Source organism: Mycolicibacterium mageritense (assembly GCF_010727475.1).
Classification (GTDB): Bacteria; Actinomycetota; Actinomycetes; order Mycobacteriales; family Mycobacteriaceae; genus Mycobacterium; species Mycobacterium mageritense.
In genome coordinates, this window is sequence record NZ_AP022567.1 from 1,480,256 (window position 1) to 1,504,685 (window position 24,430).

At 68.2% G+C, this 24,430-nt stretch carries 22 protein-coding genes and 1 pseudogene; 12 read left to right on the forward strand and 11 right to left on the reverse strand.

The genetic code is table 11. From position 1 onward, the window contains the following. Positions 1 to 2: 2 nt before the first annotated feature. Positions 3 to 1,832 carry an Hsp70 family protein gene (locus G6N67_RS07240; RefSeq protein ID WP_036433354.1) on the reverse strand — a complete coding sequence of 610 codons (1,830 nt, stop codon included), beginning with the start codon at positions 1,830 to 1,832 and terminating at the stop codon, positions 3 to 5. A 197-nt stretch (positions 1,833 to 2,029) separates the two neighbouring features. Between G6N67_RS07240 and G6N67_RS07245 the strand changes: the two genes are divergently transcribed. After that, positions 2,030 to 3,529 (forward strand): FAD-dependent oxidoreductase, encoded by a 1,500-nt coding sequence (locus G6N67_RS07245; protein ID WP_036433351.1) that lies wholly within the window; start codon positions 2,030 to 2,032, stop codon positions 3,527 to 3,529. Positions 3,530 to 3,582: 53 nt separating this feature from the next. Continuing rightward, a complete protein-coding gene (locus G6N67_RS07250; RefSeq protein ID WP_036433349.1) occupies positions 3,583 to 4,041 on the forward strand; it encodes a nuclear transport factor 2 family protein in 459 nt (152 codons plus the stop codon). A 2-nt stretch (positions 4,042 to 4,043) separates the two neighbouring features. On the opposite strand, the gene G6N67_RS07255 is transcribed toward G6N67_RS07250, so the two are convergent. Next, positions 4,044 to 4,697: a L,D-transpeptidase family protein gene (locus G6N67_RS07255; RefSeq protein ID WP_036433347.1), complete on the reverse strand. Its 654-nt coding sequence runs from the start codon at positions 4,695 to 4,697 to the stop codon at positions 4,044 to 4,046. Positions 4,698 to 4,795: 98 nt separating this feature from the next. Between G6N67_RS07255 and G6N67_RS07260 the strand changes: the two genes are divergently transcribed. Further along, positions 4,796 to 6,271, forward strand: coding sequence for a bifunctional phosphatase PAP2/diacylglycerol kinase family protein (locus tag G6N67_RS07260; protein ID WP_036433345.1), 1,476 nt, complete (start codon positions 4,796 to 4,798; stop codon positions 6,269 to 6,271). Here G6N67_RS07260 and G6N67_RS07265 read toward each other — a convergent pair. Further along, positions 6,225 to 6,890, reverse strand: a complete 666-nt coding sequence (locus tag G6N67_RS07265) for a phosphatase PAP2 family protein (protein ID WP_036433343.1) — start codon at positions 6,888 to 6,890, stop codon at positions 6,225 to 6,227. The genes G6N67_RS07260 and G6N67_RS07265 overlap by 47 nt on opposite strands. Before the next feature lie 56 nt (positions 6,891 to 6,946). Here G6N67_RS07265 and G6N67_RS07270 point away from each other — a divergent pair, with 56 nt between their 5' ends. The 3 genes and pseudogenes from G6N67_RS07270 (at position 6,947) to G6N67_RS07280 (ending at position 9,898) form a co-directional block, all read left to right on the forward strand. Then, a complete protein-coding gene (locus tag G6N67_RS07270) occupies positions 6,947 to 7,429 on the forward strand; it encodes a hypothetical protein (protein ID WP_036433341.1) in 483 nt (160 codons plus the stop codon). A gap of 44 nt (positions 7,430 to 7,473) precedes the next feature. Continuing rightward, positions 7,474 to 8,468, forward strand: a pseudogene (locus tag G6N67_RS07275) (AurF N-oxygenase family protein). After that, positions 8,468 to 9,898 carry an FAD-dependent oxidoreductase gene (locus G6N67_RS07280; protein WP_036433339.1) on the forward strand — a complete coding sequence of 477 codons (1,431 nt, stop codon included), beginning with the start codon at positions 8,468 to 8,470 and terminating at the stop codon, positions 9,896 to 9,898. The pseudogene G6N67_RS07275 and the gene G6N67_RS07280 overlap by 1 nt, the downstream one beginning before the upstream one ends. Here the strand turns inward: G6N67_RS07280 and G6N67_RS07285 are convergent. Further along, complete coding sequence (locus tag G6N67_RS07285) at positions 9,874 to 10,608, reverse strand: TetR/AcrR family transcriptional regulator (RefSeq protein WP_036433337.1); 735 nt, start codon at positions 10,606 to 10,608, stop codon at positions 9,874 to 9,876. The genes G6N67_RS07280 and G6N67_RS07285 overlap by 25 nt on opposite strands. Before the next feature lie 103 nt (positions 10,609 to 10,711). Between G6N67_RS07285 and G6N67_RS07290 the strand changes: the two genes are divergently transcribed. The 4 genes from G6N67_RS07290 to cysC all read left to right on the forward strand — a co-directional run bounded on the left by G6N67_RS07290 (position 10,712) and on the right by cysC (position 15,743). Further along, positions 10,712 to 12,091: a sulfatase family protein gene (locus G6N67_RS07290; protein ID WP_036433335.1), complete on the forward strand. Its 1,380-nt coding sequence runs from the start codon at positions 10,712 to 10,714 to the stop codon at positions 12,089 to 12,091. Between the two features lie 78 nt (positions 12,092 to 12,169). Beyond that, positions 12,170 to 12,973 (forward strand): trehalose 2-sulfotransferase, encoded by an 804-nt coding sequence (gene stf0, locus G6N67_RS07295; RefSeq protein ID WP_036433332.1) that lies wholly within the window; start codon positions 12,170 to 12,172, stop codon positions 12,971 to 12,973. Beyond that, a complete protein-coding gene (cysD, locus tag G6N67_RS07300) occupies positions 12,970 to 13,884 on the forward strand; it encodes a sulfate adenylyltransferase subunit CysD (protein WP_036433329.1) in 915 nt (304 codons plus the stop codon). The genes stf0 and cysD overlap by 4 nt, the downstream gene beginning before the upstream one ends. Next, on the forward strand, positions 13,884 to 15,743 hold the full coding sequence (gene cysC, locus G6N67_RS07305; RefSeq protein WP_036433326.1) for a sulfate adenylyltransferase subunit CysN: 1,860 nt from the start codon (positions 13,884 to 13,886) through the stop codon (positions 15,741 to 15,743). Before cysD ends, cysC begins: the two co-directional genes overlap by 1 nt. On the opposite strand, the gene G6N67_RS07310 is transcribed toward cysC, so the two are convergent. Both G6N67_RS07310 and G6N67_RS07315 read right to left on the reverse strand, forming a co-directional pair. Then, on the reverse strand, positions 15,740 to 16,582 hold the full coding sequence (locus G6N67_RS07310) for an alpha/beta fold hydrolase (protein ID WP_063835121.1): 843 nt from the start codon (positions 16,580 to 16,582) through the stop codon (positions 15,740 to 15,742). The two genes, cysC and G6N67_RS07310, sit on opposite strands and share 4 nt — an antisense overlap. A 53-nt stretch (positions 16,583 to 16,635) precedes the next feature. Continuing rightward, entirely contained in the window at positions 16,636 to 17,400 is a 765-nt protein-coding gene (locus tag G6N67_RS07315) for a trans-aconitate 2-methyltransferase (RefSeq protein WP_036433322.1), read from the reverse strand. Positions 17,401 to 17,456: 56 nt separating this feature from the next. Between G6N67_RS07315 and G6N67_RS07320 the strand changes: the two genes are divergently transcribed. Together G6N67_RS07320 and G6N67_RS07325 are read left to right on the forward strand one after the other, a co-directional pair. Next, complete coding sequence (locus G6N67_RS07320; protein ID WP_036433319.1) at positions 17,457 to 18,335, forward strand: amidohydrolase family protein; 879 nt, start codon at positions 17,457 to 17,459, stop codon at positions 18,333 to 18,335. Positions 18,336 to 18,359: 24 nt separating this feature from the next. Beyond that, positions 18,360 to 19,559: an alpha/beta hydrolase family protein gene (locus G6N67_RS07325; protein ID WP_036433316.1), complete on the forward strand. Its 1,200-nt coding sequence runs from the start codon at positions 18,360 to 18,362 to the stop codon at positions 19,557 to 19,559. On the opposite strand, the gene eccE is transcribed toward G6N67_RS07325, so the two are convergent. Genes eccE through G6N67_RS07350 form a run of 5 tightly spaced genes read right to left on the reverse strand, consistent with a single transcriptional unit; the run spans position 19,515 to position 24,409 of the window. Then, on the reverse strand, positions 19,515 to 20,444 hold the full coding sequence (eccE, locus tag G6N67_RS07330) for a type VII secretion protein EccE (RefSeq protein WP_036433313.1): 930 nt from the start codon (positions 20,442 to 20,444) through the stop codon (positions 19,515 to 19,517). The two genes, G6N67_RS07325 and eccE, sit on opposite strands and share 45 nt — an antisense overlap. Next, positions 20,441 to 21,826, reverse strand: a complete 1,386-nt coding sequence (gene mycP / locus G6N67_RS07335; protein ID WP_036435696.1) for a type VII secretion-associated serine protease mycosin — start codon at positions 21,824 to 21,826, stop codon at positions 20,441 to 20,443. Before mycP ends, eccE begins: the two co-directional genes overlap by 4 nt. A 7-nt stretch (positions 21,827 to 21,833) precedes the next feature. Then, positions 21,834 to 23,246: a type VII secretion integral membrane protein EccD gene (gene eccD, locus G6N67_RS07340; RefSeq protein WP_036433311.1), complete on the reverse strand. Its 1,413-nt coding sequence runs from the start codon at positions 23,244 to 23,246 to the stop codon at positions 21,834 to 21,836. Continuing rightward, the gene (locus tag G6N67_RS07345; RefSeq protein WP_036433308.1) at positions 23,228 to 24,109 is read right to left on the reverse strand and encodes an ESX secretion-associated protein EspG; all 882 of its coding nucleotides are present in this window, start codon (positions 24,107 to 24,109) and stop codon (positions 23,228 to 23,230) included. The genes eccD and G6N67_RS07345 overlap by 19 nt, the downstream gene beginning before the upstream one ends. Positions 24,110 to 24,121: 12 nt before the next feature. Further along, the gene (locus G6N67_RS07350; RefSeq protein ID WP_036433306.1) at positions 24,122 to 24,409 is read right to left on the reverse strand and encodes a WXG100 family type VII secretion target; all 288 of its coding nucleotides are present in this window, start codon (positions 24,407 to 24,409) and stop codon (positions 24,122 to 24,124) included. Between the last annotated feature and the right edge of the window lie 21 nt (positions 24,410 to 24,430).

A 24,430-nucleotide genomic window follows, 5' to 3' on the forward strand; every position in this document is an offset into this window, starting at 1 on the left:
GTCTACGGATACGGCTGATACGGGTACTGGGGCTGCTGCGGGTATTGCGGATACTGCGGCTGCGGCGGCCCGGTGTTCGGCACCTGGATCGGGATCGGCACGGGCACGAACGGCACGGTCACGTACGACGTGGTCATCGGGTTCGTCGTGGTGGTGGTCGTCGTGGGTGTCGTCGTGGTCGTGGTGGGCGTCGTCGTTGTCGTCGTAGTCGTCGTGGTGGTGGTGGTGGTCGTTGTCGTCGTGGTGGGCGGCGTGGTGGTCGTCGTCACGACATGCGTGGTCGTCACCGGCGGTGGCGGTGGGGGCGGCGGCGCTTCCTGGGTCACGGTGACCGGCGGAGGCGGCGCCTCGGTGACCGTCACGGGTGGTGGCGGTGGCGGCTCCATCGGACTGGGCGCGGGCTCTTCGATGAGCGGCTTCGGTTCCGCGGTACGCACTTCCGAGGTCGGTGCGGTGCCGGTCGAGCTGGTCAACGCGTAGGCCACGCCGCCGATGGCCACCAAAACCAATGCCGCGGCGACGCCGAACACCGCGAGCGGCAGCCGCTGCCACGCCGACCGCGGCGTCTCGATCGGCCCTGTCGGTGGCACGTACTGCACTGCGGGGCGGGCTGATGTTTCGCTGCCGTACGACTCCAGCGCGTCGGGACCGGTGTAGGGCACGACGTCGTCGTCGGTGTCGTCCTGCGACCAGGCCAGCGCCCGGAAGGTGGACGAACCTTCTGCGCCAGAGGGTGTTTCAGGAACCGCCGCGGCTCCGAGAGTCGGCGCGGTCGCCACGCCCAACGTGGGTGCCACGCCGGTCTGCGCGTCGGAATCGGCTGCGAACGCGGCCGACAACGCGGCCCCGATCGCCGCATCCAGTGCGGGCTGCGGCGTGGTCACGACCGCCGCGCGCGATTGTTCCGACAAGCGTTGCGTGATCAACGGGATGCTCGCGCCGCCGCCGATAGTCACCACGGCCGCCACCGATGACCAGCTGATCCTGTTGCGGTCCAACGCATTTTCGAGCGCGTCCAGTGCACCGCCGAGCGGTTGCTGCATGAGCGCTTCGAGTTCGGTGCGGGTGACGCGCACCGTGGCGGAGTATCCGGGCAGCTCGACCGGCAGGTCGGTCGCGGTCACGGCCGACAGCCGCTCCTTGGCCTGCCGGCATTCCTCCCGCAGCAGCGCCAGTGATCCGACGGCGGCGGTACCCGAAGGGTCGATTCCGCCGGCCTGCGCGGCACCGTCGAGCACGTGCGTCAGCAGGGCCTGGTCGATCTGGTCGCCCGAGAAGTCGGGGAAGCGGGTTGTCTCGTCAATCGGTTCGAACGAGGCCGCGGCGTCGGTGAGGGTGATGCTCGTGCCGCCGCCACCGAAATCGAGCAGTGCCACCACACCGGTGGCCGGCAAACCCGGGTTGGCCCGCAACGCGGTCAACGACGCGACCGCGTCCGACACCAGCCGGGCAGGCATGCCGTCGCGGGACAGGTTCGGATTGGTGCGCAGCGCGTTGCGCAACGCCCGCAAGGTCGGTGCGCCCCAATGTGCGGGCACCGCGATGGTCAGCTGGGGAGATGGTCCTCCCGCGAGGTCCACCATCGCGTCGAGCGCCTCGACGAGCAGGGTGTCCGCGGGATAGGCGGATCCGTCCGGTGCGACCAGGGGTACCGGATCCCCGACGCGTTCGACAAACCCGCCCAGCGTGACGCCGGGCGAATCGGGCACGCCGACTTGCGGCGTCCGGTCGGTCGACAAGGTCAACACCGAGCGCCGACTCACAGGTTGATTGCCGACGCGCGCCGCAACCAAGTTGGTGGTCCCGATCGACAACCCCAACGGGTCGCTCATAACGCTGCCAAGGATAGCGGTTGTCGGCACCGGCACCCGTCAGACACTCCGCGACCTGGCGAAGGTTGTTCGGCCACCGTGCTTTTGGCGCCGCAACCACTTTGCCACGGATACGTAAATTTGCAGGCCAGCCCCATTCCGCACGGCAGCAATCTTTGCGGGCGTTTGATTCGTCCGCACGCGGGTACAGATCACCCATGACGTCTCTATGGCTCGCCGACCGCGTCGAGAGGCCACTCACCCACGACCCGCTCGAGAGCGACACGGCCGACGTGGTCGTGGTCGGCGCAGGTATCACCGGACTGATCACGGCGGTGCTGCTGGCGCGGGCCGGCAAGCGCGTGGTGGTCATCGAGGCCTACACCGCGGGCGCAGGCGCCACCGGCAACACCACCGCCAAGATCAGCCTGTTACAGGGCACCAAACTGTCGAGAATCCTCGGTAAGCACGGGCCCGAGATCGCCAAACAATACGTGCAGGGCAATCTCGAAGGCCAGCAATGGCTGATCGGGCACTGCGAGGCCAATGGCATACCGGTGCAACACGAAGATGCCTTCACCTACGCCCAATCCGAAGAGGGCGTGCCGAGCGCGCGGGACGAGTTGGAGGCGTGTCAGACCGCCGGGCTCGACGCCGAGTGGGTCACCGAGGCCGACGTGCCGTTTCCGTTCCACGGCGGCGCTCGGTTGCCGAACCAGGCCCAGTTCGACCCGATGCCGTTGCTCGACAACCTGATCGACGAGCTGCACGCGCGTGATGGCCGGCTGCTTGAAGGCATCCGCGTCCATCAGGTCGCCGACGACGGCGACGCGTTGAAGCTGCATGTACGTACCGACGGCGCATCGGAATTCGACATTCGCGCACATCGATGTGTGCTGGCCACCGGGATTCCCATTCTCGATCGCGGCGGCTTCTTCGCCCGGCTCACGCCACATCGCTCGTACTGCATGGCTTTCCGCGTGCCGGGGAACATGACGCGCGGGATATACATCTCGGCAGATTCACCGACACGCTCGGTCAGATACGCGCCGACGGTCAACGGTGACCGCCTCATCGTCGGCGGTGCAGGACACCTGGTGGGGCGCGGCAGCAACGCGTCGATGTCGGTGCAGGAGCTGGCGTCGTGGGCGAAGGTGCACTGGCCCGGGGCGATACAGACGCATTACTGGTCGGCGCAGGACTATGCGCCGGTCGACGAGCTGCCGTATGTCGGCCCGATCCTGCCCGGCCACGACAAGATCTACGTGGCAACAGGTTTCGACAAATGGGGCATGACCAACGGGGCGGCCGCGGCCCTGGCGCTGTCCAGCACGATGCTGGGCGGCCGGATGGATTGGGCCGCGGCGTTCGCCAGTTGGAGTCCGCACGAGCTGTCCGGAATTCCCGCAGCCATGCGGGTCAACCTGGAGGTGGCGCTGAACCTGGCCAAGGGCTGGATCGCACCGGTCGCGCGCATGGGCAACCGCAGTCCGGACGACGGCGGTGTGGTCAGCGGGCCTCCGTGGCACATGGAGGCGTGCAGCGTGATCGACGGCGTCGAGCACCGAGTGTCCCCGGTCTGTCCGCATCTGGGCGGGATCGTCAACTGGAACGACTCCGACGAAACCTGGGAGTGCCCGCTGCACGGCTCGCGGTTCGCGCCGGACGGCACGCTGCTGGAGGGCCCGGCCACCCGTAACCTCACCGCCGCGGACTAGCCAGATGGCCGGTCTGCACCCGGAGCCCACCGGGTCTGTGCTGCAATGTCGGCATGGGTGACATCGACGAGATCAAGCGAGTCAAGTATCGGTACCTGCGGGCGCTGGACACCAAGCACTGGGACGAGTTCGCCGAAACCCTCACCGAGGATGTCAACGGCGATTACGGGCAGTCGCTCGGCGAGGCACTGCATTTCAGCGACCGCGACGCACTCGTGGAGTTCATGAAGCGCTCGCTGGGGCCGGAGATCATCACCGAACATCGCGTCGACCATCCCGAGATCGAGGTGGCCGGTGACGAGGCCACCGGCACCTGGTACCTGCAGGACCGGGTCATCGCGCCCGACTTCAACTTCATGTTGATCGGCGCGGCGTTCTACCACGACCGCTACCGGCGCACGGCCGACGGATGGAAGATCTGCGCGACGGGCTACGACCGCACCTACGATGCCACCATGACGCTCGAAGGGCTCAACTTCAAGCTGAAACCCGGTGCCGCGCTGAATATCTGACGTTATTTGGCGACCGCGATCAGTGCGCCAGGCCGGAGCCACTGCATGATCTTCACGAGCGTCGCGTCGTCGATCGACACACAGCCCGCAGTGGGGCCGCCGTCGGTGGTGTGCACGAAGAACGCGCCGCCGTTGCCAGGCACCCTGGCCTTGTTGACCCCCATCACCACGGCGTGCTTGTACTGCGGGATTTGCAGGTTCTCGGTGCCGCTGCTCGGGTCGGTGTTGAAGGGGCACTGGGCTTTCTTGCACACCTGCATGGTGTTGTACGTCGGGCTCTTCATGTCGCCGTCCCACCAGTGGTCCGGGCCCACCTGAACGTATTGCAGTCCGCTGCCCGGATTCGGCGCGGTGCCGAACGCGAAGTCGAGCGTGAAGATCCCCATCGGGGTGAGCATTTGGCCGTCGTGGGTCTCGGGCGCCATGCCGTTGGCGCCGATGTGCGCGGGGATACCGACGCCGACGGGTTGCCAGCCGGCAGGACCGCGCTGCCACACGTCCATCTTGGCGTTGGATCCACCCGTGCCGACGACGGAGATGACCTGGGTCGCGTTACCGACCGACCGGGCGAACCACGGCGGATCGACCGCGTGCGCAGCGGGAGCCGACGCCAGCGCCAGGACCGCAGCACACAGCACAATCAGCAGTCGACGCACCCGTCCATCGTCGACGGGCAGGCTATCGCTGACGTAAAGGTTCAGACACGATCAGGTCGCGGCTCACGCCGTCGAACGCGCGCCGCTACGTTCGAAGCATGAACCTTCGACGGATCGGCCGGGGCCTGGGCACATTGGACCGCGAGGTTTTCGAGGCGGTCGCGGAGTCTCCCAGCCCCCTGCTGGACACCGTGATGCCCAAGCTGACGTCAGCCGCGGACCACTCGAAACTGTGGCTCACGCTCGGCGCGGTCCTCGGTGTGTTGGGCGGCCCCGCCGTGCGTCGCGGCAGCGCCCGTGGCGTGGTGAGCCTGGCGGTCACGAGCCTGCTGACCAATCAGGTGGCCAAGCGGGTGTGGCGGCGGCCCCGCCCGGATCACCGCCTGGTGCCGCAGGTCCGCCGCTCGCGCCGCATGCCGACCTCGCACTCCCTGCCCTCGGGGCATTCCGCGAGCGCGGCCGCGTTCGCGGTCGGCGTCGGGCTCGAAAGCCCGCCCGTCGGGCTCGGTCTCGCGCTGCTGGCCGGCCTGGTCGGGCTGTCCCGGGTCGCGACGGGTGCGCACTACCCCGGCGACGTGTTCGCCGGATTCGGTATCGGCGCGGGAATCGCCATCCTCGGCGGCCGGGTGATCCCACCGATCCCCACCGCGAGCCTGCCGAGCGCCGCACCCCTGCGGTTCCACACGCCGGCGCGTCCCGACGGCGCGGGCGTCGTCCTCGTCATCAACCCGGCGTCGGGCGGCGGCACGGGCGCGAGAGTGGTCGACGAGGTGCGCGACGCGCTGCCACGCGCCGAGATCATCGAGGTGAACGAAGGCGACGACGTCGCCGAGGTGCTTCGCGCCGCGGCCGCCCGTTGCGAGGTGCTCGCAGTCGGCGGCGGCGACGGCACGGTGGCGTGTGCGGCCGGTATCGCCGTCCAGGCCGATGTCCCGCTCGCGGTGTTTCCCGGCGGCACCTTCAACCACTTCGCCAAGGACATCGGCTGCGACAGTGTGGCCCGGACCGTCAACGCGATCCGCGAGGGCAGCGCGGCGTATGTCGACCTGGTGAGCCTCAACGAGGACGACGGACAGAACACCATGGTGATCAACACCGCCAGCATCGGCGCGTATCCGAGGTACGTGCGGGTGCGGGAGAAGCTCGAGCACCGGCTCGGCAAGAAACTGGCGGGCGCGTACGCGCTCTATCACGTGCTGCGCCGCGACGAGCCGGTGCGCATCACCTACGACGACAAGACGCTGCAGACTTCGCTGTTCTTCCTCGGCAACTCGACCTACTTCCCGTCGGGCTTCGCGCCGTCGCACCGCCCGCGCCTCGATGACGGTTTGATCGACGTGCGGATCCTGGAGACCGGCAGGCGGCTGAGCCGGCTGCGGATCGCGACCGCCATCGCACTGGGCCGGCTCGAACGCAGCCCGCTCTACCACGAGCTGCAGGTGCCGAAGTTCCGGTTCACCACCGTCGACGGGCCGACGGTGCTCGCGCACGACGGCGAGGTCGGCGAGTCCTGCAGCGAGGCGAGCTTCAGCGCGCGCTATCGAGCGCTGCCGGTGTTTCGTCCGCTGCCCTGACCGGATACGGCGGCGCCAGCAGGACGCACAGCACGAAGTACGCGTAGCCGAGGGCCCAGCCCGCCATCACGTCGGAGGGGTGATGCACGTTGAGCACTACGCGGCCCACACCGATCAACACGATCACCACCGCGCCGAGCACGCACAGCCAGCCGCGCCGCGCGGACAGCACGGGCCAGGCAAAGCACAGCAGAGCCAGGACGCTGACCATGACGCCGAGCGCATGCCCGGACGGGAACGACGACGACAGCGCATAGACCATGGCCGTGTCGGGCCGCGGACGGTCGACGAGAGCCTTGACCAGTTCCGTGACGATTCCGCTGAGTTCGACGGTCAGCACGAGGAACAACGCCACGCGGTAACGCCTGCGCACCAGCGCGGCCACGATGATCGCCAGGCCGACCAGGCGGAAGCCCAACGGCCCCAAGACCGTGCAGAACACGTCCCATGCCGTCACCCACCCGGGCCGCGCGACACCGTAGGAGTACGCCGCGGCCAACGCGGTGTCGTCGAGCTCGGTCAACCAGCGCCAGTGCAGTTGGTAACCGAGCCACATCGTCGCAAACACCGCGAGCGCGAGCACGGCCGTGCCGATGAGCCAACGGTTGCGGATCGCCATCGGTCCATCTGTACCAGCTCCAACCGGTATCCAAGCTCAAGAGCTACCGTGCAGGAATGGCAGTCTTATTCCGCAAGCTGCTGCGTATCGGGGCATTGCCGGCCGAGCTGCGTGCCGACGCCGAACGCGAAGGCATCCTCTATCTGGCCGAGTACGTCCCGGTCACCCGGCGGTTCACCGGTTCCATACCTGGCAAGCGTTCGTCGGGCAGCGTCGCCAGCTACTCCGGCGCGGTGGTGCTCACCGAGCACCGCGTGCTCGCCACGATGTCCACGGTGCCCAAACTCGCGGGGCGCAGTATCGACCAGGCATGGACCGAGGGCCAACAGGGCGCCGTGAAGGCCGAGATCACCGGGTCCGGACTCACGCTGGACGTCGATGTCGCCGACGTCGATCCGCGCTGTCACGGCCACCTGTCCCTGCACTACAAGACGCCGATCGACGCCGAAACGCTGATGCGGCTGCCGCGCCGTTCGTTCGCGTTCGACGTGCCGCCGGAGTACGTCTTCCGCGCCGTGGGCGTGCCGTACCACCCGTGACCACGGGTATTTACTGGGACATGATGTCCCGGTAAATTGGCGGCATGGCTTCCACCTCGCCCGATGCCGCGCCGCTGGGTGCGGACTACCAGGATCTGTTGCAGACGCTGTCCGAGGGTTCCGTACGCCGCCGCTTCGATCCGTATCTGGACATCGCATGGGACGCCCCGACATGGTGATCGACCTCGACGATCCCCGCTGGGTGCTCTCGCCGAACGTCGATCCGCTCGGCGCCACCGCGTGGTACCAGGCCCAGCCGCTGACCCGGCAGATCGAGATCGGCCGCTGGCGCACGCTCAACTCGGTCAAGGTCGGTGCGGCGTTCGAGAGCATCCTGATCCGCGGGTTGATGGCCTTCATCATGAAGCTGCCCAACAACTCGCCCGAGTTCCGGTACGCGTTGCACGAGATGACAGAGGAGTGCAACCACATCCAGATGTTCCAGGAACTGGTCAACCGCAGCGGCGTCGACGTTCCCGGTATGCGGCCACTGTTCCGGCGGCTGTCGCCGTACATCGGCCTGGTCGGCCAGTACTCCCCCACCGCGTTCATGGCGGGCATCCTGGCCGGCGAAGAACCGATCGACCACTTTCAAAAGGGCCTGATCCGCGAGGGCGCCAACATTCCACCCGCGGTGCTGCGCACCATGCAGATCCACATCGCCGAAGAGGCCCGGCACATCTCGTGGGCCCACGAGTTCCTGAAAACGCATCTGCCGGAACGGTCCTGGCGCATGAAGGCGTTTGCGTCCGTGGCCTTCCCGCTCACCCTGCGCTGGCTCGCACACGAGATCGTGGCTCCGCCGAAGTCCTTCGGCGAGGAATTCGGAATACCGCGCGAAGTGATCAAGGATGCGTTCTGGCGCAGCCCGCAGTCCCGCAAGATCTTGTCGGGCTACTTCGGTGAGATGCGTGCGCTCAGCGAAGAACTCGGGCTGATGAACCGGGTCGGCCGGTGGGTGTGGAAACGCTGCGGCATCGACGGCGACGCCGCTCGCTACCGTGGTGTGCCGGACCGCGAAGCCGTCGCCATCGCCTGATGCCCCACGTCATCACGCAGTCCTGTTGCAGCGACGCCGCGTGCGTCTACGCCTGCCCGGTCAACTGCATCCACCCCACGCCCGACGAGCCCGACTTCCACACCGCGCAGATGCTCTACGTCGACCCCGCGGAGTGCGTCGACTGCGGCGCGTGCGTATCGGCGTGCCCGGTGGACGCGATCAAACCCCACACCAAGCTGGCCGGCGAGGAGAACGTGTTCGCCACGCTCAACGCCGACTTCTACACCACACCGCGGCCGCGCCCGATTTTGGCGCCCGTGGTCCCACCCCTCGAAGTGCGCTCCGGCAGCGATCTGCGGGTCGCGATCGTCGGGTCGGGGCCGGCCGCGATGTATGCCGCCGACGAGGTGCTGACCATCCCCGGCGCACGGGTGCGCATGTACGAACGACTCACGCAGCCATACGGTTTGGCCCGGTTCGGGGTGGCCCCCGATCACCGCCGCACGCGCGGCGTGGCCAGGCAGTTCGACCACATCACCGCCAACCCCCGGCTGGACCTGCGGCTCGGTGTCGAGGTCGGCGCCGACGTGAGTCATGACGACCTGCTGGCCGAGCACCACGCCGTCATCTACGCAGTCGGCGCTTCGACCGACCGCCGTCTCGACATCCCCGGTGCCGACCTGCCCGGAGTCACGTCGGCCACCGAATTCGTCGCCTGGTACAACGGCCACCCCGATTACGCCGGCCGGTCATTCGACCTGTCGAGCAGCCGCGTGGTCATTGTCGGCAACGGCAACGTCGCGCTCGACGTCGCACGCATCCTCACGATCGACCCGGACCGGCTCGCTGACACCGACATCGCCCCGCATGCCCTGAAAGCCCTGCGCGACAGCCGCATCGCCGAGGTGGTCGTGGTGGGCCGGCGCGGTATCGAACAGTCCGCGTTCACGGTCCCCGAACTCGTCGGGCTGTGCTCGACGCCCGGGGTCGACGTCGTCGTCCGCGACGAGGATCTTCGGACACTGCCGGACACCGATCCGCGGGCCGCGATCCTGCGGGATGTGCGGAGCCAGGTGGGCAACCGTCGGATAGCCCTCGAGTACCTGTTGTCGCCCACGACCGCGCTCGGCGAAACCGCAACGCGTGGCGTCGAATTCACCTACAACGAGCTGATTACCGCGCCCGACGGTTCGCCCCGGGTGAAATCCACCGGGCGGCAACGGGTCATCGAGGCAGGCCTGGTGCTCACCTCGATCGGCTACCGAGCCACGCCCGTGCCGGGTTTGCCGTTCGACGACAGCACCGCGACGGTTCCGCACGACGCCGGCCGGGTGCCCGGCGTCCATGGCGCGTTCGTCACCGGGTGGATCAAGCGGGGCCCTACCGGGTTCATCGGCACCAACAAGTCCTGCGCCCAGGAGACCGTGCGCAGCCTGGTGGCCGACTACAACTCGGGGCTGCTCGGCTGACGGGTGGTCAGTGCCGCGATCACCGCGGTCAGCTCGTCGTCGCGGCTGATCTCGAGCCCGATCGACCGGGCCGCGCCGTCGAGGACGTACCAGGCGAAGTCGGCCAGGTGCGTCACGATCTCCTCGCGCGACCGCTGCGGCGCCGCGCCGCGGATCCACGCCGACAGCGTGGCCTCCACCATGGTCACGACCGCGAACGGAACGGTCTTGAACGCGGTGTCGTCCATGCCGATGGTCTGCGCGATCGCGGAAATGATGCCCTCGGACTGCCGGGTCATGCGCAGCTTGAGCTCACTCACCGCGTCGAGCGAACCGTCACCGTCGAAAATGGGCCCGCGCCGGGCGAATTCGTCGAGCCGCGGGTGCTCCAGCATCCAGTCGGCGACGGCCGCCACGGTGCGGGTCAGGATTTCGCGCAGCGATCCGTTGGTGACGTCGAGTTTGGCGTCGAGAACCCCTGCGAAGTCGTCGAACACGTAGGAGCGGACCCGGCGCTCGAGCTCGTCCTTGCCTGCGAACTGGCGGTACATCACCGACTTGGCCACGCCCGCGCGTTCGGCGATCCGCACCATGGAGATCTCTGCCCCCGGCGGACTCTCTTCGAGCAACGCGACCGCGGCCTGCAGGATGTGGCCGCGGCGTTCGGCGTTGTGTTGTTCCCAGCGCGCCTCATAACCGCTGACCACGGTGGGTTCGGCGGCTGTCGGCATGGCGCCAAGCCTACCGGCTGGATAGGTTGGCTCTTGATGAGTCAAATGGTTGCGCGTCGGCAGCCAAGGCTGTTCGGTCGTCGAGGACAGGAAAGGGCGTGACGTGACCGAGCCGCAACGGCAGAACGTGCTGATCGTGCACTGGCATGACCTTGGGCGCTACCTCGGCGTCTACGGTCACGACGACGTGTCGAGCCCGCGGCTCGACCAGCTCGCGGCCGAGGGCATCGTGTTCACCCGCGCGCACGCCACCGCACCGCTGTGCTCGCCGTCGCGCGGCTCGTTGTTCACCGGCCGCTACCCACAGAGCAACGGCTTGCTCGGGCTCGCCCACCACGGGTGGGAGTACCGCGCCGGGGTACGCACGCTGGCCCACCTGATGTCCGAAACAGGTTGGTACACCGCATTGTTCGGCATGCAGCATGAGACGTCGAACCCGGCCAGGCTCGGCTTCGACGAGTTCGACGTGTCCAATTCGTACTGCGACTACGTCGTCGAGCAGGCCACGAGGTGGCTGGCCGATCCGCCCCGCGAGCCGTTCCTGCTCACCACGGGTTTCTTCGAGACGCACCGCCCCTATCCGCGGGACCGCTACGAGCCCGCCGATGCGGCGACCGTGGACGTTCCGGACTACCTGCCCGACACCGTCGATGTGCGTGACGACCTCGCCGAGTTCTACGGATCCATCGCGGTTGCCGACGCGAAGGTCGGTGAACTGCTCGACGCCCTCGGTGCTGCCGGTCTCGACGAGAACACGTGGGTGGTGTTCATGACCGACCACGGCCCGGCCCTGCCCAGGGCCAAGTCGACGCTGTACGACGCCGGGACGGGCATCGCCCTCATCGTGCGTCCCCCGCGCGCGGCCCGCATCGCGCCCCACCGTTATGACGAGCTGTTCAGCGGCGTCGACCTGCTGCCGACGCTGCTCGATCTGCTCGGCGTTCCGATCCCCGCGGAAGTCGACGGCCTGTCGCACGCCAGCAACCTTGGCAACTCCGCCGAGGCGCGGCACCAGGTGCGCTCCGAGGTTTATACGACAAAGACGTATCACGATTCTTTTGACCCCATTCGTGCCATTCGCACGAAGGAATACAGTTACATCGAGAATTACGCTGTGCGGCCATTGCTCGACCTGCCGTGGGATATCGCCGACAGCCCGCCCGGGCGCCTGGTGGGACCGCAGGCGGCCGGGCCGCGCCCGGCACGCGAACTGTACGACCTCATCGAAGACCCGACCGAGACCAACAACCTGCTCGGGCCCGATGCCACCGACAAGGCCGAGGCCATCGCCAACGAGCTCGCGCTACTGTTGAACGACTGGCGCGAGAAAACGCACGATGTCATTCCTTCCGAATTCGCAGGCACGCGAATATCGGAGCGGTACACCACGACATATCTGCGCATTCACGGCCGTCCGGCGACCAGTCGATCCGCTATCGCGGCAGAGCGCGGCATCTCCGAAAACAGCGAGACAGAACAATAGTTTTCGTCACGGTGAATTTAAACTCTTGACGAGTTCTGAAATAGGCGCCGCAAATGAATTGCGGTTAGAGTCACGCGCATGCCAGACCATCCGACCGCCTATCTGGTGCTCGCATCCCAACGCAGCGGCAGCACGCTGCTGGTGGAGTCCCTGCGCGCGACCGGCGTGGCAGGCGAACCGCAGGAGTTCTTCCAGTACCTGCCGACCACCAGCCAGTCCCCGCAACCCCGGCAGTGGTTCGCCGATGTCGAGGACGAGTCGATCCTGCGCCTGCTGGATCCGCTCGACGAAGGCAAGCCAGACCTGGCCCCACCCGCCATCTGGCGGGACTACATCCAGACCGTCGGCCGCACGCCCAACGGCGTCTGGGGCGGCAAGCTCATGTGGAACCAGACGCCGCTGCTGCTCGACCGGGCCAGCGGCCTGCCGGACCGCTCCGGCACGGGCCTGCTGTCAGCCATCCGCGACGTCGTCGGCAGCGATCCGGTCCTGATCCACGTGTACCGGCCGGACGTGGTGTCGCAGGCCGTGTCGTTCTGGCGCGCGGTCCAGACACGGGTCTGGCGCGGCAGGCCCGACCCGGTGCGCGACGCGCGAGCCGAGTACCACGCGGGCGCGATCGCGCATGTCATCAAGATGCTGCGGGCGCAAGAGGAAGGCTGGAACGCCTGGTTCGCGGAAGAGGACATCAAACCCATCGACATCTCCTACCCCTACCTGTGGCGCAACCTGACCACGGTCGTGGCCACGGTGCTCGAAGCGCTGGGGCTGGACCCTCGGCTGGCGCCGGCACCGGTGCTGGAACGCCAGGCCGACCAGCGTTCGGACGAGTGGGTGGACCGCTATCGATCCGACGCAGAGAGGGAGGGGCTGCCGCTATGACGCAGACTGACACCGTGCAGGTCGACGAGCTGCGGTTGCTGGAAGCCGAAGCCGTGCACATCATCCGCGAGGTGGTCGCCGAGCTGCAGCGGCCGGTGCTGCTGTTCTCCGCGGGCAAGGACTCGATCGTGCTGCTGCGGTTGGCCGAGAAGGCCTTTCGGCCGGCACCACTGCCCTTCCCGGTGCTGCACGTCGACACGGGCCACAATTTCGGTGAGGTGATCGAGTTCCGCGACCGGCGCACCACCGGCGAGGGCCACAAGCTCATCGTCGGCTCGGTGCAGGAGACGATCGACAGTGGCCGGGTCGCCGACCCGGGGCCGGGGGCATCGCGCAACCGGCAGCAGACCCGGACTCTGCTCGACGCACTGGAGGCCGGCGGTTTCGACGCCGCGTTCGGCGGCGCCCGGCGCGACGAGGAGCGTGCCCGCGCCAAGGAACGCATCCTGAGCTTCCGCGACGAGTTCGGGCAGTGGGATCCGCGGGCCCAGCGGCCCGAACCGTGGTCGCTGTACAACGGCCGGATCCGCAAGGGCGAACAGGTCCGGGTGTTCCCGCTGTCCAACTGGACCGAGCTCGACATCTGGCGCTACATCCAGCTGGAAAAGCTTGAGCTGCCGTCGATCTACTTCGCCCACGAGCGCGAGGTGTTCGAACGCGACGGCATCCTGCTGGCGGTCTCCGAGTACGCCCAGCCGACCGCCGACGAGACCTCCGCGGTGGAGTGGGTGCGGTACCGCACCGTCGGCGACCTCACCATCACGGGCGCGGTGCGGTCGCAGGCCACCGACATCGAGCGCGTGATCACCGAAATATCCGCCGCCACGGTGTCCGAACGCGGCGAAACCCGCGCCGACGACCGTACTTCGGTGGCGGCCATGGAGGACCGCAAGCGAGAGGGCTACTTCTGATGACTACGCGCCAGCTGCTCCGCATCACCACGGCCGGGTCGGTCGACGACGGCAAGAGCACCCTGATCGGGCGCCTGCTGCATGACACCGACAGCCTGCCACTCGACCACCTCGAAGCCGTCACCGACGCCGAGGGTGTTGCCGATCTCGCGGCGCTGTCCGACGGCCTGCGGGCCGAGCGCGAGCAGGGCATCACGATCGACGTCGCCTACCGGTTCTTCTCGACCGACACCCGCAGCTACATCCTGGCCGACACCCCGGGCCATGAGCGCTACACCCGCAACATGTTCACCGGCGCGTCCAACGCGCACGTGGCCATCCTGCTGGTGGACGCCCGTGCCGGGGTACTGCGCCAGACCCGCAGGCATGCCCGCATCGCGAAACTGCTTGGCATCAAACACTTTGTCGCGACGGTCAACAAGATCGACCTGGTCGACTTCGACAAGGGCCGGTTCGCCGAGGTGGAACGTGAGCTGCACCAGGTCGCCGACCGCCTCGGCGGTGCGGACCTCACGGTCATCCCGATCGCCGCCAAGCTCGGCGACAACGTGGTGAACCGCTCGGAGAACACGCCGTGGTACGACGGCCCCACCCTGCTCGAGTATCTCGAGGGCATCGAGCTGACGGCGCCGCACCCCGAGCCCGCGAGCCTGCGGTTGGCGGTGCAGTGGGTGTCGCGCCCGACCTCCGAGCAGCGGCGCCGCTACACCGGCCGGCTGTCCGCGGGCACGCTGAGCGTGGGCGACCCCGTGGTGAGCCTGCCCGCGGGCACGCGTTCCACGGTCACGGTCGTGGACACACTTGACGACGACCGCACCGTAGCCGTTGCACCACTGTCGGTTTCGATCGAGCTGGCCGACGACATCGACGTGGGCCGCGGAGACGTGTTCGTCAGCGGCACCGATGAGGCCGTGCTTCCGGTGCTGGCCCGCGAGATCGACGCCACCGTGTGCTGGTTCTTCGACGCGCCGCTGCGGGCCGGGGACCGGCTCGCCCTCAAGCAGGGCACGCGCACGGTCCGGGCCACGGTGCAGGAACTGCACACCAAGCTCGATCCGGAGACCCTCGACGAGCTCGACAACCCGGTCGAGTTGGCGCTCAACGACATCGGCGCTGTCACACTGCGCACGAGCTCGGTCGTCGTCGCCGACCCCTACGCCGACAACCGTGACAACGGCGCGTTCATCCTGATCGACGAGGTATCCAACGACACCGTCGGCGCGGGCATCATCGTCGAGGCCCGCGAGGTCAAGCCCAGCGGCCACAACCGCTCCGACATCAAGTGGCATCCCTCGTCGCTCGACCGCGAATACCGCTGGAACAGCACGGGGCAACGCGGTGCGACCATCTGGTTCACCGGGCTGCCCGCGTCGGGCAAGTCGACACTGGCGGTGGCCGTCGAACGTGCGCTGGTCGAATCGGGCCAGGTCGCCTACCTGCTCGACGGCGACAATCTGCGCCACGGGCTGTCCGACGACCTCGGCTTCTCGGCGGGCGACCGGACCGAGAACATCCGCCGCGTCGGGCATCTCACTCGACTGCTCGCCGATGCGGGTGTGGTCGCGCTGGCGTCGCTGGTGTCGCCGCTGCGCTCGGACCGGGAGACCGCGCGCGCCCTCAACGACGCCGCCAAACTGCCGTTCATCGAGGTGCATGTCGCGACACCTGTCGAAGAGTGCGCGCGGCGCGACCCCAAGGGGCTCTATGCGCGGGCCCGGGCCGGTGAACTCAAGGGCCTCACCGGTGTCGACGCACCTTACGAGGCGCCCGAGAACCCCGACCTCGTGGTCGACACCACGGGCGCCGACATCGACCAACTCGTCGAACAGGTCGTCGCGCTGCTCGAAACCCGCTGCTAACGAGTGATTTGTGTGCGTTCAGCGGCGGTCGGCGCCGGTGAATGCACACGAATCGCGTCGATGATGCGGTCGGCGTGCGTGACATAAAGCCCGTGGGCGGCGCCGGGGATCTCGATGAGCCGCGCGTTCGGCAACAGCGCGGCCGTGCGCCGACCCGTGAGCTCGATGGGGGCCGACACGTCGGCGTCGCCATGGATCACCACAACGGGCAGATCGAGGCCCGCGAGGTCGGCGCGGTAGTCGGTGTGGGCACCCATCCACTGGGTCGCGGCCAGGGTTTCCACGGGCACGGCCGCGACCTGGTCCACGGTGGACCCGGCCACGTCGGGTGGCACCGGGTGGTCACCGAAGAACGGCGCGAGGTTGTCGATGCACCATTGCCGCACATCACTTTTGAGTGCCGTCAACACGGCTTCGAGCATGGCCTCGTCGACACCGTCCGGATTGTCGGCGGTCTTGACCACCAGCGGCAGTTGAGGCGCCACCAACACCGCGCGGCTCACGCGTGCCGTCCCGTGCCTGCTGAGGTACCGCACGATTTCGCCGCACCCCAGGGAATGGCCGACCAGTGTCACGTCGCGCAGGTCGAGTTCGTCGAGCAGGCCTGCCAGATCGTCGGCCAGCAAATCCACTGTCCACTCGCCGGCGTAGGCGCCCGAGTCACCGTGCCCGCGCCGGTCGTAGCTCACGCAGCGGAAGCCCTTGTGCACCAACTGCTCGATGATGTCACGCCACTGTCCTGAGTTGAGCCCCCAGGAATGCGTGAACATCAGGACAGGGCCTGCACCGGCATCGGTGTAGTGGATTGGCGTGCGATCTGCGGTCAATAGCGTTGGCATGCGTCAATGGTCGGACGCGCACGTACGCATGTCGATTACGTCATAGGTAATGACTACCGCACTTGACCGACCACGAACACCCGGCGGAACGGGAAGAACGTGATGCCGTCGGGGCGGGCGGGATAGGCCTCGGCGAGCAACGGGATGATGGCCTGCCGGTACTGCTGCCATGCCTCCTCGGTCAACCTGCCCTTGACCTGGGTCAAGGCCGTCCCGGTGATCCAGTCCAAAACCGGTGTGTCACCCGTCAATTGGTGCACATAAGTGGTCTCCCAGGCATCCACGGTGCAGCCCGCGTCGGTGAGCAGCCCCGCGTACTCGGCCGGGGCGTCCACCACATGTGCCTCCCGCCAGGGCATGTCGCGCAGCGGCGTGGCGAACGGTTTCCGGCGGGCCACCTCGCGCACGGCCTGATGCGACGGCGAATCGAAGTTTCCCGGTACCTGGAAGGCGATCCACGCGCCCGCATCCAGTTGGGAGACCCACCGCGTCAACAGCTCGCGATGCTCGGGCACCCACTGCAGTGCGGCGTTGGATACCACGACGTCGGTGTCGGGCCGCGGAACCCACTCTGCGATGCCGCCGACATCGGCGTCGACGCCACGCTCACGCGCAGCGGCCACCATTTCCGGCGAGTTGTCCCAGGCCTCCAGCGCGGCGTCCGGCCAGCGCTCGGCCAGCGTGACGGTCAGGTTCCCGGGGCCGCAACCGAGGTCGACGACCCGCCGGGGTGACTGCGCGCCGACCCGCGACAGCAGGTCGAAGAACGGGCGGCCACGGTGATCGGCGAAGGCCAGGTAGGTGTCGGGATTCCACATATCTCGATCATGCCCGTGATGGACGGCCGAGATGCGGCCGATATCGTCTGAACACGATGGACGAATCGGAATCGGTACGTGCGATCTGGTCGGGACTGGGCCTGCCCGGCATGGTCGACGTGCACACCCACTTCATGCCGAAGAACGTCATGGACAAGGTGTGGCAGTACTTCGACAGCCAGGGCCCGCTGATCGGCCGCGAATGGCCGATCAACTACCGGGCCGACGAGGCGCAGCGGGTCGCGACCCTGCGGGCGTTCGGCGTGCGCCGGTTCAGCTCGCTCGTCTACCCGCACAAGCCCGGGATGGCGGCCTGGCTCAACCAGTGGGCGGTCAGCTTCGCCAGGCAGACGCCCGACTGCCTGGCCACCTCGACGTTCTATCCCGAACCCGAGGCGGCCGGCTACGTCGCCGACGCCATCGCGGCCGGAACCGAGGTGTTCAAGGCCCACGTCCAGGTGGGCAACTACGATCCGAACGACCCGTTGCTCGACGAGGTCTGGGCGCTCATCGAGGACGCCGCGGTCCCGGTGGTGATCCACTGTGGGTCCGGCCCGGTGCCCGGGGACTTCACGGGCCCGCAACGGATCGAGCGGCTGCTGCGCCGCCACCCCCGGCTGGTGCTGATCGTGGCCCACATGGGCATGCCGGAGTACAGCGAATTCCTGGACCTGGCAGAAGAATTCGACCAGGTCTGGCTCGACACCACGATGGCGTTCACGCCGTTTGTCGAGTCCACCATGCCGTTCCCGCCCGCTGACACTCAGCGATTGCACGCCATGGGTGAGCGGATCTTGTTCGGCAGCGACTTCCCGAACATTCCCTACGGCTACGTCGATGCCATCCGGACCCTGACCGTCCTGCCGGGTGTCGACGACACCTGGCTTCGCAACGTGCTGCACGACAACGCCGCGCGGTTGTTCGAACTTTCTTGACACCTGACCACTTACCATCGGGGCGTGGAGCCGTTCAGCGTTGATCCGGTCGATACCCCGATCCCCGTTCCCGACGTCCCCGGGGCTGACGCGACTGCCCGTGGCCTGCCGCGACGTGTCGATCTGACGTTGCGCCAGCGCGCGATCGTCGACGTATCGGCGGCTGCCGACATCGCATTGCGTACCGGGGTCGCATCGGTGGTGGCAGCGTCGATGGTGCCGAGGACGCTCGCGTCGATCCTGCGGCCCGCGACGTCCCGCATGGAGCACGACCACATGCGGTTCTACGCCGAACTCGCGTCCGCACAGGATCCGGCGGTCTCGTTTCCCGCTCCGACCGAGCCGCCCCGCGTCGCGGCGCGGCCGGCCAACCCGGTCGCCGAGTGGATCGCACACGGCCGCGTCGAGAACATCTCGTTCTCCAGCAGTTTCACCGCGGTCAATCCCGCGCTGCGGGAACAGTGCCGTGGGTTCACCCGCAACAACGTGGCGCGGTCCCAACATTGGCGCCACAACGACGGTCCGCACCCGACGCTGTGTGTGATCCACGGGTTCATGGGTTCGCCGTATCTGGCCAACGGACTGTTTCTGTCGCTGCCGTGGTTCTACCGGTCGGGTTACGACGTGCTGTTGTACACGTTGCCATTTCACGGTCGTCGGGCCGAAAGGTTCTCTCCGTTCAGCGGTTACGGCTACTTCGCGCACGGTTTCGCGGGGTTCGCCGAGGCCATGGCCCAAGCGGTGCACGACTTCCGGTCCGCCATCGACTATCTGGAGTACACCGGGGTGGACCGGATCGCGCTGACGGGTATCTCGCTCGGCGGTTTCACGTCGGCACTGCTGGCCAGTGTCGACGACCGTATCCAGGCGGTGATCCCGAACGTTCCCGTCGTCACCCCGGATCGCACGGTCGACGAGTGGTTCCCGGCCAACAAGCTGGTGGCGCTGGAACGGCTGGCCGCCCGGACCGATCCGGAGCTGTCGGCCGCGGCCACGGCGTACGCGTCACCGCTCAACTACCGGCCGTTGGTGCCGAAGGACCGCAGGCTCATCATCACCGGATTGGGTGACCGGCTGGCGCCGCCGCAACAGGCACAGTTGTTGTGGGAACACTGGGATCGCTGCGCGTTCCACTGGTTCCCGGGCAATCACCTGCTGCACGTGAGCCAGCCGGACTACCTACGCCGGATGACCCGCTTCCTGCGGGGTTTCATGTTCGACTGAGGTCCGGCTGAGCAGCGACTTCGGCGGTTGCGCGGGAGCGGCCTCGAGCCGGTCCACCGACAGCGGGCTCAGCGCCTCCAGCGCAGGCCGGTGCCTGCCCCGCGCCGGGGTCAACCGGGCCACGGGGGCTTTCGCCTTGGGCTTCTCCGCCGAGCGCACGGCGCAGCCCACCGAAATCCTGGGCCGGGCCGGGTCTCCCGTGAACTCCAGTGCGGTCCAGACCTCAGGGGCCGCCAGCGCCGCGATCTCGGCCAGGGTGTCGTCGAGTTTGTCGGTGACCGCGACACGGTACGCCGAGACGAAGCCCGCGTCGTCCTTCATGCCACGCCAGGTCTCCTTGGCCGGCGACGGCACCGGGGTGTCGACACCGTCGACGATGGTGACGTTCCAGCCGTCCTCACGCAGCTGGTCGGCCAGTCGGCGGCCGACCACTTCCGCGGTGCCGCGCAGGGGAATTCGTGAAGACCGAGCCTGCAGGGCCGGGAGGTTGTCGGTGGCCGCGACGGTCAGGCTGATCCAGCTGCGCCGGGAGCCGTTGGCATCGCGGTGCGTGACGCGAACCTTGTCGCACACAATGCCGTAGCGATCGAGGAAGCTGACCGCCACCGGCAACTGGGCGGGATCCGCCGGGTCGACCCGCAGCACCACGGTCTCGCGCGACGGGTCGGCCGTCTTGCTGTGGTTGCCCTTCGAGTGGTTGCGCCGCCAGATCGCCATGCGGTAGCGGAGCATCGTGGTGCAGAACAATCCGCCCCACCACGCGAGCAGCACCACGACCGCGGCGACGGACACGCCGAGAACCCAGCGTTCGAGATCGGTCTGCCAGGGCCGGGCCAGCACGGCCGCCACGACGAACAGTGATGCCAACGCGATGCGGGCGGTCATGTGGTCTTGTCCTTCCGTCGGTATGCGCCGTAACAGGCCCATGCGATGACCGCCAGCGCGAGTAGGCCGGTGCCGGCGAACGCGACGTTGCGCGGCGTGTGGTCCGGCGGGATCGGTTCCGGTGGCGCGGCAATGGGTTTGCCCTTGGGCGCGTCCGGTCCGTCGACGGGCACGTCGGAGACGTCCCACGTCAGCGCGGCGACCGGATCGACCCCGCCGGCGCCGATGATGTTCGACGGGTTCCGCGACGCACCCTGGGCCGTCGCGGTCAGCCGGTGCACCACCTGTCGCGCCGAGAGATCCGGGTACTTGCTGCGCACCAGGGCCGCAACGCCGGACACGTAGGCGGCTGCGTAGCTGGTGCCGTTGAGCGGAACCAGCTTGTCGCGGTCGCTCGTCATCGCGTTGGACAGACCGCCGTCGGGCGCGTTGCTCACCGAGGTGATGTTCTCGCCCGGCGCCGCTATACCGACCCACGGGCCCGCCATGGTGAAGCTCGAGGGTTGCCCGTTTGCGGTCAACGACCCGACCGACAGCACGTACGGCTGCCACCACGACGGGATGGACACCGTGCCCACTGCGCCCCAGTTGCGCGGATCGCTCGGGGTGCTCGCATTGGACAGCGGATTGTTCTGGCACGCGGACCCGGTTGTGACGCCGCCGCTGGTGTTGCCCGCGGCCGCAACGATCACGGCGTCCTTCTCGACGGCCGCGTATCGCAGAGCGGCGCCCAGTTCGTTCTGATCGATGGGCTTGTCGGCGGGCAGGCACGTCACGACCGAGATGTTGATGACGCGGGCGCCCATGTCGGCGGCGCGGACCACGGCCCGGGCCAGGCTCGCGACATCAGCCGCCACGCGCCCCTCGACCGCGTCGGTGCCGGGCGTGCGCGGTGCGAAGCGCGGCGAGTTCTGTCTGATCGAGATGAGCCGAGCCGCAGGCGCGACACCCGAAAACCCGTCAGGCCCAGGCTGTCCGGCGATCAGCCCGGCCACGGACGTGCCGTGGCCGTCGCAGTCGGTCAGCCCGTCGGTCGATTCGATGAAGTCGCCGCCGGGCTCGACGTTGGGCAGGCGCGGGCCGGGGTGCACACCGGTGTCGATCACGGCCACGGTCTGCCCTTCGCCGCGGCTGTGCTGCCACGCCCCGGAGAGGTTGAGCGCCAGCTGATTCGGGCTGGGTGCGCCGGGATCGGAACCGGGCAGCACACCCGTGGTGCCACACGCTGAGTTCTGCATCATCGGCTGCACCGGGCCCGCGGTTCCGGGCGGCGGGGCGACCTGCGCGTCGACCTCGGGCCGCGTGATGGCCGCCGCGGGTGGGCAGCCGATCAGGGTCACCAGGCCCGTGGCCGCGACGAGCGCCACGTGTTTGCGTATCACCGGCACCTCACCGGTCGAGCACAAAACTGAAAAGGCCCACCAGGTAGGCCATCACCGGGATCAGTGACGCGTCAAGACCCGACGCCACGAATCCCACCACGCGCCGCATGGGCAGCGAATAGCTCTCAGGGGCAGCGATTCTCGGGTTGAGCGCGACCACGACCCAGGCCAGGGTCAGTGCGGCGAGCACCGCAAGGGCAAACCATGCCGCCTGGTACCGCCCACCGAATGCGAACACCGTGAGCAGGCCGACGGTCAGCAGGTAGGGGTGCGCCAAGAGCCACGCCTTGCACGGCGCGGAGTCCCACACCCGGGCGCGCAGTGCGGCTGCGGCGGCTGCGGCGACCGCGACGTACCAGGCCCACGGCGACGCGGTCGGCGTGCCCACGAGGATCAGCGAGCCCGCGACTCCCAGCAGCACGCCCGCGGCGATCACACCGGTCTGATGGGACTGGCTGACGCGGACGCGGCGCGGCAGGTCTTCGAGGACCGACAGGGGCTGCGCGGCAGGCGTCGGATCGCCCGGCGCCGGGATCACCGGCAGCGGGAACCGGGCCCACATCGCCGACAGTTGGGCAGCCTGCACGGTGACCAGCAGGCCGATGAGGACGAGGGCGCAGCCGATGGTCGTGGCCGACAGCTCCCACAGGGCTGCCACCGCTGCGGTGAGCAGCACACCGGCCCCGGTGACCGCGGCGGCCGTGAACACCGAGATGCCGCGGTCATCAGGCGAATTGGCCATGCTGATCAGCGACCACGCGGTGACGCCTGCGGCAGCCAGCAGCACCGTGGCGGCGCCGAAATCACCGGGGACCGCGAGCGCGAACGCCGCGGCAACGGGCACCAGCGCGGTGACCGCCAGCGTGGTGGACAGCACCGGGGACCGGCCCCGGCAGGCCAGCGCGGCGATCACCGTGGCAGCGGCGATGCCGCTTACCACGAACAGTCCGAGCAGTTCACCGGTGATCACGCGGTGTGCTGCGCCGAGTCCCGTCCCGACCAGGATCAGCGCGATCAACGCGAGTGTCGCGGCCCGCGCAATGTTGGCCGGCCCCCACGGGTGTTGACGTGCGGCCGAGAAGATGACCGCGGCGTCGGCAATGTCCTCCACGATGCGTGGCGCGGGTGGCCCGGCCGGAATCGCCTGCAGCGCCAGCAGATCGCCGTCCACCACGCCGACGGTGTCGAGGGTGGCGTCCAAGCTGAACGGCGCACCGCCGACCGGGGCGAGGCTGAGCCGCACGGGGTCCGGGGCGGCGGCTTGCTCCCCCTGCGCAGGCAGCACGATGCGCTGAACCGCTGGCAGGATCTCGCGCAGCGGCAACTCCGAGGGCAGCGCCATCTCGGTCAGCCGACCGCCATCGTCGCCGGCGGCCAGCACCGCCACCCGCACGATCGGCATCACAGTGTTGTCGGACATTCGTTCTCTCTGGGTCTTTCTCGATAGGTTGCCGCGGCTTCGTCGAAGTCACGGGTGAGCGGTTGGTCGGGGAACCAGGATCCGCCGGGCAGAGCTGCGGTAAGCCGTTCGACCGCGATCGCGATCGCATCGGGCGTACCCGGGGTGAAGGTCGAAACCCACTCCCCGTCAAAAGCTTTCGTCGGAGCCACCAGTATCCGGCCCCGGACGGCGTCGACGATGCTCACGCCTACGTCGGTGCTGACGCGATGACCGTCGCGGTGCTCGCCCGCGACGATCTCGACGTAGGTGCGCCCTCCTTCGAACACCGACTCCACCACGGGCCGCGCCGAGGGTGGCACGCCGAGGAAGCCCATCACCTCGGCCGGCGACGTCCCGTTGCGGATCTGCTCGTCGGCGCGCGCACCGGCCTGCGCCGGGAGCGCGAACTCCTCGAACTGAACCGGTTTGCGTTGGGACAGACCGGCCGTCAGGACCGGAACCAGCGCCCGCGGGTGGCTGATGTCCATCTCGGTGAAGGTGACCAACTGCGCGTTGCGAAGCGCCACCACGGTGCGTCCGCGCCTGGCAATGATGCCCCGCAGCAAGTCACCTCCACTCGAGACGAACCTCAGATCAAGCCACTGTGTCGCCCGGCAGATCACCCGGATCCATTCGGCGACCGTGGGATTGACCTCGCCTGCACTGTTGAGCACACCCATCCGGGTCAGCTCGGCGGTCTGCTCCGCCACGAAGCCCGACCGCTGCGCCGGTTCGCTGTACGGCGGCGTGATCGCCAACACCCACGGGAACGGGCCGGCACCCAACACGTCGGCGAGGTACCAGGCCTGCCCGGCGGTCAGCTCGACAGCGTTAGCTCCCACTGGTTCGGGTGCTCAGCCCCACTTGGCGCCTTCGGCCTGGTCACGCGCGTTCATGGCCATGGTGTTCATCTCGTGGGTGGAGGCCATCGATCGGTAGGCCCGCACGAGCTCTTCCATGGCCATGTTCCACTGGGCCTGCCACGCCTGGTACGTCATACCCGTGTCACCCTGCCAGGCACTGGCCAGCGCCGCCTGCTCGCTGGCGATATCGGCGCCGACCGCATGCAGTGCACCCGAGTAGGCGTTCATCTCGCCGGCGTGGGCCAACATCGCCGGGTAGTTGTACATGATCTGCGACATCAAAACTCTCCTTCAAAACCC